This window comes from Aurantiacibacter zhengii, from assembly GCF_003584125.1.
Taxonomy (GTDB): domain Bacteria; phylum Pseudomonadota; class Alphaproteobacteria; order Sphingomonadales; family Sphingomonadaceae; genus Alteraurantiacibacter; species Alteraurantiacibacter zhengii.
In genome coordinates, this window is sequence record NZ_QXFL01000002.1 from 286328 (window position 1) to 295992 (window position 9665).

Below are 9665 nucleotides of genomic sequence, written 5' to 3' on the forward strand. Positions count from 1 at the left end.
CGGGTCACGCCGCTCGTTTGCGACCCCGGCCACGCGAAACCGGAACTGTCTGTCTCACGACGGGTTGGTGTTCCATTGGCTATACCAGGAAAAGCGCAATCGAAACGAGCACCCAAGGAAGCGGATCGAAGCTCCTGCTGGTTCATGGACTGGGGGGTAGCGGCCGTTCTTGGGCGCCGATCATCCCGCTTCTGACCGAGCAGAGAGAGGTAATCACCGTCGACCTGCCCGGACACGGCAATACCCCCGCGCGCGCCGACAGCGGAACATTCGCCGGCCTCGCCGACGACCTGCAGGAATATATCCAGCAAAACGATCTTGGATCGAACGATATCGCCGGCTTCTCGCTGGGCGGAAGGCTGGTGCTGGAGATGGCGCGCCGTGGCTGCGCCGGGAATGTCGTCGCTCTTAATCCGGGCGGCTTCTGGCGTGGGTGGGAACGGACGTATTTCAAATGGACCCTGACAGCTTCGCACAAATTGTTGAGTGCACTGAAGGACCAATTGGGAACGCTGAGCGGTTCGGCGGTTTCCCGCACCGCGCTGCTTGCCCAGCTTTCGGCAAGACCCTGGGCGCTCGACGGGCCGATGGTGGAAAAGGAACTGGTGACCTTTGCTGAAACATCGACGGTCGTACCGCTGATCAAGGACCTGGCGAAAGGTCCGGCACAGAAAGGCCCCTCATCACCGCATGCTGGCCGGGTTTCTATCGCCTGGGGTGAAAAGGACCGCTTGTGCCCTCCGCGCCAGGCGCCGCGTGCCCGCACCGCATTTCCGCTGGCAGCGTTTCACTGGATCGAGGACAGCGGACACTACTCGCTGTGGGACAGGCCGGAAGAAGTCGCGGATATCATATTGGAAGGCACAGGGTCCGACTAAGTCCACTGGCCAAGCGCTTGCGGATTATCGGGCTAAGGGAGAACGGCGGTTAGGCTCTCGCCCAGCACTTGCGCCATGCGCTCTATTCCCGCTTCGTCGGCCAAGTGGTCCTGACGCACCTCTACCTCGATATAGGGGAGGCCCAGAGGATAGGCATGGCGGGGCACGGTGTAATCGGTGTCGTCCATTTCGTAGGGCTGGTTGTCACCGATGCACAGCCCCTCCACCCCGCGCAGGTACTTCAGCACATCAAGCGCATAGGCGTCCTCGCGTCCGTCGTGCAGGATGCCGATGTCCCACGGGCGCTGCTCTCCCGACATGTTCGGTGTAAAGCTGTGCAACGAGACGAGGATCGTCGGCGCGCCTTTCGCCGCCCTCGCTTCCAGCGCTGCCGCGATCGCTGCATGATAGGGCTCGAAAATCGCGGCACGGCGGGCCTGCGTATCCTTTTCGGTAAGGTGCCTGTTTCCCGGAATCGGCGTCCCGTCACTGATCGCAGGCGCCCATTCGGGATCCCCAGGGTGGCGATTGCAGTCGCATACGAGACGCGAGAAATGCTGCCGGACAAACGGTGCCTGCAGGCGCTCTCCCAGCGCCTCCCCCAATTCCCTCACGCCCAGGTCGAGAGCAATGTGCCGGCGCCGGTCCTCGGCCGCAAGGCCGAGGTCGCCGAGTGACGCGGGAATTGCCGAGCCGGCATGATCCCCGATCAGCAGAAACGGACTTTCGGTGACAGGCAGGCGATTGAATCGGACCGGATTTCCATCCGAGGCGTTGAGAAGAGAATCGTCATCCATCCATCGCCAAACGTCTGGTTAGCTAGCACCGTTCCATGCCCACCGTATCGATCAACCATGTGACCCGCTATCGCTACCAGCGCGAAGTGGCTTTCGGCGAACACCGCATTCTCGTGCGCCCGCGCGAGAGTTACGATCAGCGGGTCCTGAGCGCAGAGCTGACAATCGATCCCGAACCCCGCGAACTTCGGTGGCTGCAGGACGTATTCGGGAATGCGGTGGCCATAGCCCGGTTCGACACGCGCGCCGACGAGCTTGAAATTCACGCGACGGCAGAGGTCGAACACCTGCCGATCAGGCCAGACGATATCGCCATCGAGGAATACGCACGGCAGTATCCCTTCACCTATTCGGCAGAAGACATGCCCGACCTCCTCCGGTCGATAGAACGTCGTTATCCGGATACCGACCGCGAGATAGACCGCTGGGCGCGCTCCTTTCTTTCGGACAAGGCGACCGACACGCTTGGTCTGCTGCGCCGCATGACCGATGCTATCTATACCGATTTCGAATACGAACCACGGTTCGAGAAGGGTGTCCAATCACCGCTTGCAACACTGAACCTTCGCAAGGGCACCTGCCGTGATTACGCCGTCCTGATGATGGAAGCCGTAAGGGCGCTGGGCTTCGCTGCACGCTTCGTATCCGGCTATCTCTATTCCGCTGGCGACGATCACGCGCCTGTCGGAGGACATTCCACCCATGCATGGTTGCGCGTTTTCATTCCGGGATCGGGATGGATCGAATTTGACCCGACGAATGGCATCGTGGGCAATCGCGGATTGATCCGCGTCGCCGTCGCGCGGGAACCCTCGCAGGCGCTCCCGCTATCGGGAACATGGGTGGGCCAGCGAGGAAGCCATATCGACATGGACGTCGACGTACGAATTACGCGGGTCGACCTGGAGACCAGTCATCCCGCCGCCCCACGAAAGGACAACCAGTCATGCTGATACGCGCGGGATACGATATTCGCTTCGAGACCGAGGTCGAAGTTCCGATGCTCGCGCTCTTGCATGTTCGCCCAGAAAGGCAGCGCGATTTGCGAACACCGGAAGTGCTGAACGCGCAGCCCCACCTGCCCATCCGGACGCATATCGACCATTTCGGTAATGTCTGCAGCCGTTTTACCTTGCCGCCCGGCTCGACAACGCTCACCGCCGATTTCGTGATCGAGGATAGCGGCGAACCCGACGAGGTCGCACCCGACGCGCCGCAGGTACCGGTCGACGAGCTGCCCGACGACGTGATCCAGTTCCTTCTGAGTTCGCGGTACTGCGAGGTTGGAAAGCTGGCGGAAGAAGCGTGGGACATCGCCCGGCATACCGAGCCCGGCTGGCAGCGCGCGCAGGCACTGGTGACGGCAGCCCACGAACGGATCGAATTCGATTACATGAAGGCCAGTACCGAGCATACCGCACGCTCGGCATATGACGAGGGGTTCGGCGTCTGCCGCGACTTCGCCCACCTCGGTATTACCCTGTGCCGCGCCGCCAATATCCCGGCCCGCTATTGCACCGGTTACCTCGGCGATATCGGCATCGAACCGGTGGACTACCCGATGGATTTCAGCGCCTGGTTCGAAGTCTACCTGGGTGGCCGCTGGTACACGTTCGACGCACGGCATAACACGCCTCGCATCGCCCGGATCGTCATGGCTAGAGGGCGCGATGCTACAGACACCGCTCTTACGACCCAGTTCGGCCGGGCACGGCTGGCCCACTTCCATGTCCATACCGATGAAGTGGCCGACACGGACCTGTCGAAACCGCCGGAGCAGACTGCCCTGCCACAGCCACGCGGCTAATTCTGCCATTTCGGGCCTAGGCACCTTGGACTGCGGTCGAATACGACAGTCCTGTGGCTTAGGCTGATCCGCTGAAGGCCAGCTGCTCGCGCAGCTTGTCTTCCGACACCTCCACCTGCCTTCGGACCGATGCATGCTTGCGTTCGGCAGCGCCCTGCGCCCATTGGCGCAACCATTCCGCCGGGCCATTTTCGATCGGCCAGACCTTGGCAGATCGCCCGACTATCTTCGCAACGGTCCCACCGTAATGGCGATAGAGCTCATCATCGAGAGCCGTGATCGCCTCCGCACTGCCAGGGTCGCCTTGCCTGCCCGCGCGCCCGTAAAGCTGGCGGTCGATGCGGGCAGTCTCGTGGAAAGCCGTGAGGATGACGTGCAATCCGCCAGCCTTGCGCGCTTCCTCCGACAATTCGATATCGGTGCCCCGACCCGCCATGTTGGTGGCGACGGTAACCGCCCCAAGCTGCCCGGCCTGCGCAACCACTCCGGCTTCCTCCCCGTCCTGCCGCGCATTCAGCAGCCGGTAGGGAATGCCGCGCGCATCCAGCACTGCGGCGACGCTTTCTGAATCGGCGACGGAGCGCGTCCCGACAAGGATCGGACGCATGCCTTCCCCCTGCCGGATCACGGCAACGCTGTCTGCCACGGCATGCCATTTCGCTTCCTGGTCGCGGTGCATGGCGTGGCCGCGATGCTCGCGGATGCGTGGACGATTGGTGGGCACGGGTTTCACTTTCAGACCGAAGTCGGCCCACAATTCGCCAGCCACTTCGCGCACCGTCCCGCTCATGCCTGAAAGGCGGCGATAGCGGCGGAAAAATCGCTGGTAGGTGATGCGGGCAATGGTGTTGCGCATACCGGTGAGTTCCACCTGCTCTTTCACTTCCACGAGCTGGTGCAGGCCGCCTTCCCATGATCGGTCGGCCATGGTGCGCCCTGTGCTTTCGTCGACGATGCTGACCTTCCCGTCCACCACCACGTAGTCGCGGTCGCGCTGAAAAAGCAGGAGCGCCGACAGTGCCTGGCTGGCCAGTTGTTCGCGCGCCTGGCGGATGCGCCACATACGCTGCGGCAGGCCGGCGGCAAGCTGCTGCACGGCACGCTTGCCCCGCTCGGAAAGTTCGATGGCGCGATCCGCCATCTTGACCGCGTAATCGCGTCCTTCCTCCAGATGGGTGACCAGTTCCAGTGCAGACAGATAGAGGCCGTCGTCGTCTGCCGGGATTTCCTGCGAGAGGATCAGCGGCGTGCGCGCCTCGTCGATGAAGATCGAGTCGGCTTCATCCACGATTGCGAAATGCAGGCCGCGCATGGTGAGCGGAGATTGCGCCCGTCCGGCCAGCCGCGCGACCCTGCGCCGCGCTGCTCCGCGCGCCTTGCCCAGTTGCGCCTGGTCGCGCAGGTAATCGAAAGCGATCTCCTTGTTGGTGCCATAAACCACATCGGCCCGGTAGGCGGCCTGGCGCTGCGGTGGCTCCATCCCCTCCACGATCAGGCCGGTGGTGAGGCCGAAAAGGTGATAGACAGGCTCCAGCTTGGCAAGGTCTCGTGTCGCCAGATAGTCGTTCACGGTGAACACATGCACCGGGCTGCCTGCCAGCGAAGCGGTGATCGCGGGCAGCAGCGCGGTGATCGTCTTGCCCTCTCCGGTCGCCATTTCTGCGATACCGCCGGACAGCATCACCAGCCCGCCCATCAGTTGCACCGGGTAATGTGACAGGCCCAGTTCGCGCCGGGTCGCCTCGCGGATCAGCGCAAGGCATTCATCCACCAGAGGTTCTGCAAGCCCTTCCCGGCCCAGCTTGCGGCGCATGTCGCGACAGCGGATACGGAACGCCTCGTCACCCATCTCGGCAAGGTCGGTAAAGCCTTCCGCAATCGCAGTTGCGCGTTCCAGCAGGCGCCCCCTTCCCAGTGGCGGATCGACCATCAGGCGGCCCAGCAGCTTGTCCAGCGGGCGATCCCACTTCCATGGTTTCAGCGGCGCGGCCTCGGCATAGGGTGCGATACGTGGTCGCTCGTCACTGCGAATCTCGCGCCAGATGTGGGCTGCGCGTTCCGTGAAGGGGGTAGGCTCAGGCATCGAACCGTGACAGCAACACTTGGCGCAGGCGACGGGTGATCTGCCAGCCCAGCGGTTCCCAATCGAGCTGGAAGCGCACGTGAACGCGCGTGCCGAAGGGCACATCGGCCAGTTCTGGCGGCAGGGCGATATCGTACAGGAACACCCGTTGCAGCGCCGTGCGCCCCTGCTGGTCACGCGGATCGAGCGGGAACGGTCCGCCATTGCTGGATGCCAGCGCCGGGCTCGGCAATTCGTGCGTGGCACCGGGAACGGCCCGGATGATCGCGCTTTCGAATGTTTCGCCCGGACGGTTCGCAAGGCGGAATTTCACCCCGTTCAGGTGGCCACGGATCAGCTCGAAATCGTCCTGCGAAACGGCGATGCGCGCCATGTCCGCATGACCGGGCGTGACATAGCCGATCAGGTCGCCGTTCTTCACGAAACGCCCCGGCATGTCGGCCGCCGGTCCTGCCGCAAGGACGAACTGGCCAGACACGCCCGCGTGCAGGTCAAGCTCGCCCAGCCGCTGCCGACCAACCGCCAGCCGCTCTCCCACTTCCTGTAATTGCAGCGTGCTCACCTCGCGCTCCACCCGGTCGCGGCGAAGCTGGGCATCGGCCTCATGGCGCAGTTCGGCCATTCGCCAACCAAGGCGCTCCACCTCGGCCTCCAGGATGGGATGCGCGGTCTCGACCAGCAGCTCTCCGGGTTCGACCTGCTGCCCTTCTCGCGCCGGGATGGCGACGATGGTGCCATCGCCCCGCGCGCGGACCTGCGCGTCCTCCGGCAGCCAGACCACACCCTGCGTGTTGGCATGGTGCGGCGCGGGCACCACGAACAACATCATTACGCCCGCCGCCACCGCGCCCATCGACCACTGCACGGCCCGGCGGCGGTTGCGGTGCAGTTGCGGGCTGGTGAAGACGTGGGCGAACATCTTCCAGATCGGCAGGCCGAGCCCCGACCAGATCGTCCACAAGGCGATCAGCACACCGACGATGAAGAACTTTTCCGCCACCATCAGCGCGATGCCGATCATCATCACCATCCGCGCCACGAAAGCGGCAGGAGCGTAGAAGACGAACCACCATTTCTCGCCGCGGGTGGCGGCATAGGGTTTGTTGGAATGGGTGCGAAAAACGTACTTGTCGATCAGGTGCGACCAGTACTTGTTCGAACGCGAGGCGAGATTGGGGATCTCGATAAGGTCGGCCAGGATGTAATAGCCGTCGAAGCGAAGCAAGGGATTGCCGTTCACCAGCAGCGTCGAAATGCCTGCCACCACCATGGTATTGAACGCCACCGCACGGGCAAAGCCGGGTTCCAGCAACACCCAGGCAAACATCGCCAGTGCGGCGATGAACACCTCTACGATCATGCCTGCCGCACCGATCAGCGCGCGCTGCCACTTGTCCTTCAGCGCGGCAGCCGACGACGCCTCTACATAGGGAACCGGGAACATCACCAGTAGCATGATGCCCATCTCGCGGATTTCGCGCCCGTTGGCCTTGGCGACATAACCGTGCCCCAGCTCGTGCGCGGCTTTCACCACCGGGTAGACAAGTAGCATGATCAGCAGGTTGTCGGTCGCCAGCACGCGGTCCCACAGGTTGCCGGTCAACTCGTCGTAGTGCTGCCCGGCAAGGAGGATTGCGGGCAGCACCACGGCGAGCCACAGGACCAGCCCCGGCCAACCGAAGACGGGCCTGATCCAGTTTATCGTGCGGTTGAGAAACGCGTCGGGGTCGATCAGCGGTATGCGAAAGCTCATTGGGCTTTTCAGGTTCTGCATCCACACCTGCCGCCGCTGCTTCTTGCGCCGCTTGAACAGTTCGGCGGTTTCGGGGGTGACATCGGTGGAGAGCAGGTCGGCAGCGTGCAGCTGGCCCAGCGCGGTGATGATCTCGTCCTGCGTGGGCGCGTCCTCGCCCAGCCGGTCGACCAGCCCCTCCCACAGCGCGTTGACGGTACTGGTACCGTCGAGCTTGCCGATAAGCAGGTACGCGCCACGCGGGAAACGGTGACCCCGGCCTGCCGCGCCGTCGTCCAGCACGTACCACACCTCCTTGCGATAGACGTGGCGGCGCACGCGCACGTGACTGCGCAGCCGCGGCTTCAGGTGGGCAACGTTGAACCAGCTCGCGCTCTGGAAAGGATTCGCCATGTTCGCCTCAGGGCAGCCATTTCCAGAAAAACAGCCGCAGCCAGTCGCGCAGTCCGCGCGTCCAGATCCACAGGCGGCTGCGGCGATCTACGTCCACCTTGGCCACCCCTTCCAGGCCGGGGCGCAGGATTTCCTTCGCGCCATCGGCCAGTTCGCCTTCCACCCGAAAAGTGTTGCTGCCATCCTCCTGCGAGGTGACGGATGTCAGCTTGGTAACCGTGAAGGGCACCGTGCGACCGGCTAGCCCGGTGGGGGCAAAACGTCCTTCCTGCCCGGGCTGGAGGTAGGAGATATCGCTTTCCGCCACCTGCAGCACCACGCGGAAATCATCCATCGGTGCGACCTCGAACAGTGTCTCGCCCTCTTCAACCGGAGAGCCGATGAGCTGGCTGACGTCGCCAGACACCAGCACCCCGTCAATGGGCGCGACGATGTTGACGCGTTCCAGCTTGTATTCGATCAGCCGAAGCTCTGCCTGCGCCTGCCGCAGCTGCGCCCCGAAAAGGTTCATCTCCGAGCGCTCATGGCTGGCCAGCGCCTGGCGATAGCGGCGGTCGAACTGCTGCACTTCGCTCTGCGCGCGGGCATGGTCCAGCCGCAGGTCGCGGTCGTCCAGCCTCGCAAGAACCTGGCCTGCCACCACCTCGTCCCCCGCCCGCGCATCGGAACTGGCGATGAAGCCGGAGAATGGCACGGCAGCGGTGCGCTGCACACGACCTTCCAGCGCGGAATCGGCGCTGACGCGGAACTGCGCAAATGGCAGCAGCAGGAACAGGAGCAGGATGATAGCAAGCCCGCCCAGCGCCTTTGCCAGCGGGCGGCGCGGGCCGAACATGGCCTTGGCACCATCCATGCCTTTCTTGCGGATGCGACCGCTCAGCAGCCGCTCCTCGCGGCGCTTTAGCGCGATGGTGGGCGCCACCAGTGCCGCGGCGGTTTCGCACAGTAGCAGTTCTTCCTGCGAGAACGCTTCGCCTTCCTTGTCCCGCTCCAACAAGAGCACTCCTGTGGGCATGCCGCGATCTTCCAGCATTACCGAGGCAAGCGCCCGGCTGCCCAGCGCAGTGGCGAGCCGTGCGTGCTGGATGGTGATGTCGGCAGCATCTTCTTCCGCTGCTGGGCAGGCGATGGTGGCACCTTGGTCGAAGGCTTCCTCCATTGCCGCTTCCAGCGTTTCGGCAAAGTCCGACTTCTTCCGAAACCACGCACCGTGCGACATCGCGGCAAGCTTCACCTTGTCGCCCGCCACCAGGCCAACGGCAGCGCGATCGGCCTTCAGGATGCGGCATGTCTCGTTGCACAGGGCGAGCACCGCCTCGTCGAGGCTTTCCTCTTCCTGCACGGCGGCAAGAAGCTCCATCGCCAGAGCCGCGCGTTCACCGCCGTGTTCACGCTCTGCCGCGCGGTATTGCCACACCAGCGAAAGGATCCAGCCGACGCCCCAGTGCAATTCGCGCAGGGCGGTTTGCAACACGGCGGCGTGGGCTTCCTGCAGGGTCATCACGATGGCGCCATGCGTGCCCTCCCCTGAAACAACCGGATAGGCGATCACCGTCAAACCGGGCGCATCGGCAACCGGGCCGATCATAGGCTCGCGGTTGTTGAGAACGGCCTCGCCCGCCAGCCGCAGGGGCTCGATGTCGGTTGGCTTGGCAGGCCAAGCCGCTGCCGGGGCGTAGGCACCGGCCGAGCTTTCGAGAAGGATCAAACCACCCCTGACCCCCGGCGTGCGCGCACATTGCAGCGCCAGCCAGGCGCGGCAGAACTCGGCAGGCCCGGTGGCGGACGCGAGTGCTGCCCAAAGCGCAGCGTCGTTCCCGGATGAAGAAGCCGTGCCCTCCGCCCGGTTGCCGCCGACAGTCTGGGCCTTCACTTCCGTCATGGCTGCGCTGGTTGCCCCCTTCGCTTGTACTAACCCGTCAGGGAAGTAGGCGACGCCGGCGCGCGCAGGGGA

The 9665-nt window shown here is 64.0% G+C and carries 7 protein-coding genes; 3 read left to right on the forward strand and 4 right to left on the reverse strand.

Annotated features, from left to right (window positions below):
- Positions 1 to 17 precede the first annotated feature (17 nt).
- The gene (locus tag D2V07_RS05125) at positions 18 to 878 is read left to right on the forward strand and encodes an alpha/beta fold hydrolase (protein ID WP_233548250.1); all 861 of its coding nucleotides are present in this window, start codon (positions 18 to 20) and stop codon (positions 876 to 878) included.
- A gap of 32 nt (positions 879 to 910) precedes the next feature.
- Here the strand turns inward: D2V07_RS05125 and D2V07_RS05130 are convergent, their stop codons facing one another.
- Complete coding sequence (locus D2V07_RS05130; protein ID WP_119585422.1) at positions 911 to 1675, reverse strand: N-formylglutamate amidohydrolase; 765 nt, start codon at positions 1673 to 1675, stop codon at positions 911 to 913.
- A gap of 35 nt (positions 1676 to 1710) precedes the next feature.
- Here D2V07_RS05130 and D2V07_RS05135 point away from each other — a divergent pair, with 35 nt between their 5' ends.
- Both D2V07_RS05135 and D2V07_RS05140 read left to right on the forward strand, forming a co-directional pair.
- On the forward strand, positions 1711 to 2628 hold the full coding sequence (locus D2V07_RS05135) for a transglutaminase family protein (protein WP_119585424.1): 918 nt from the start codon (positions 1711 to 1713) through the stop codon (positions 2626 to 2628).
- Positions 2622 to 3482, forward strand: coding sequence for a transglutaminase-like domain-containing protein (locus D2V07_RS05140; RefSeq protein WP_119585425.1), 861 nt, complete (start codon positions 2622 to 2624; stop codon positions 3480 to 3482). The genes D2V07_RS05135 and D2V07_RS05140 overlap by 7 nt, the downstream gene beginning before the upstream one ends.
- Positions 3483 to 3540: 58 nt before the next feature.
- On the opposite strand, the gene D2V07_RS05145 is transcribed toward D2V07_RS05140, so the two are convergent.
- The 3 genes from D2V07_RS05145 to D2V07_RS05155 are packed head-to-tail and all read right to left on the reverse strand — an operon-like array spanning position 3541 to position 9593.
- Positions 3541 to 5565, reverse strand: coding sequence for a preprotein translocase subunit SecA (locus D2V07_RS05145; protein ID WP_119585427.1), 2025 nt, complete (start codon positions 5563 to 5565; stop codon positions 3541 to 3543).
- Positions 5558 to 7711 (reverse strand): site-2 protease family protein, encoded by a 2154-nt coding sequence (locus tag D2V07_RS05150; RefSeq protein WP_119585429.1) that lies wholly within the window; start codon positions 7709 to 7711, stop codon positions 5558 to 5560. The genes D2V07_RS05145 and D2V07_RS05150 overlap by 8 nt, the downstream gene beginning before the upstream one ends.
- 7 nt (positions 7712 to 7718) lie before the next feature.
- On the reverse strand, positions 7719 to 9593 hold the full coding sequence (locus tag D2V07_RS05155) for an HlyD family efflux transporter periplasmic adaptor subunit (protein ID WP_119585431.1): 1875 nt from the start codon (positions 9591 to 9593) through the stop codon (positions 7719 to 7721).
- Positions 9594 to 9665 lie beyond the last annotated feature (72 nt).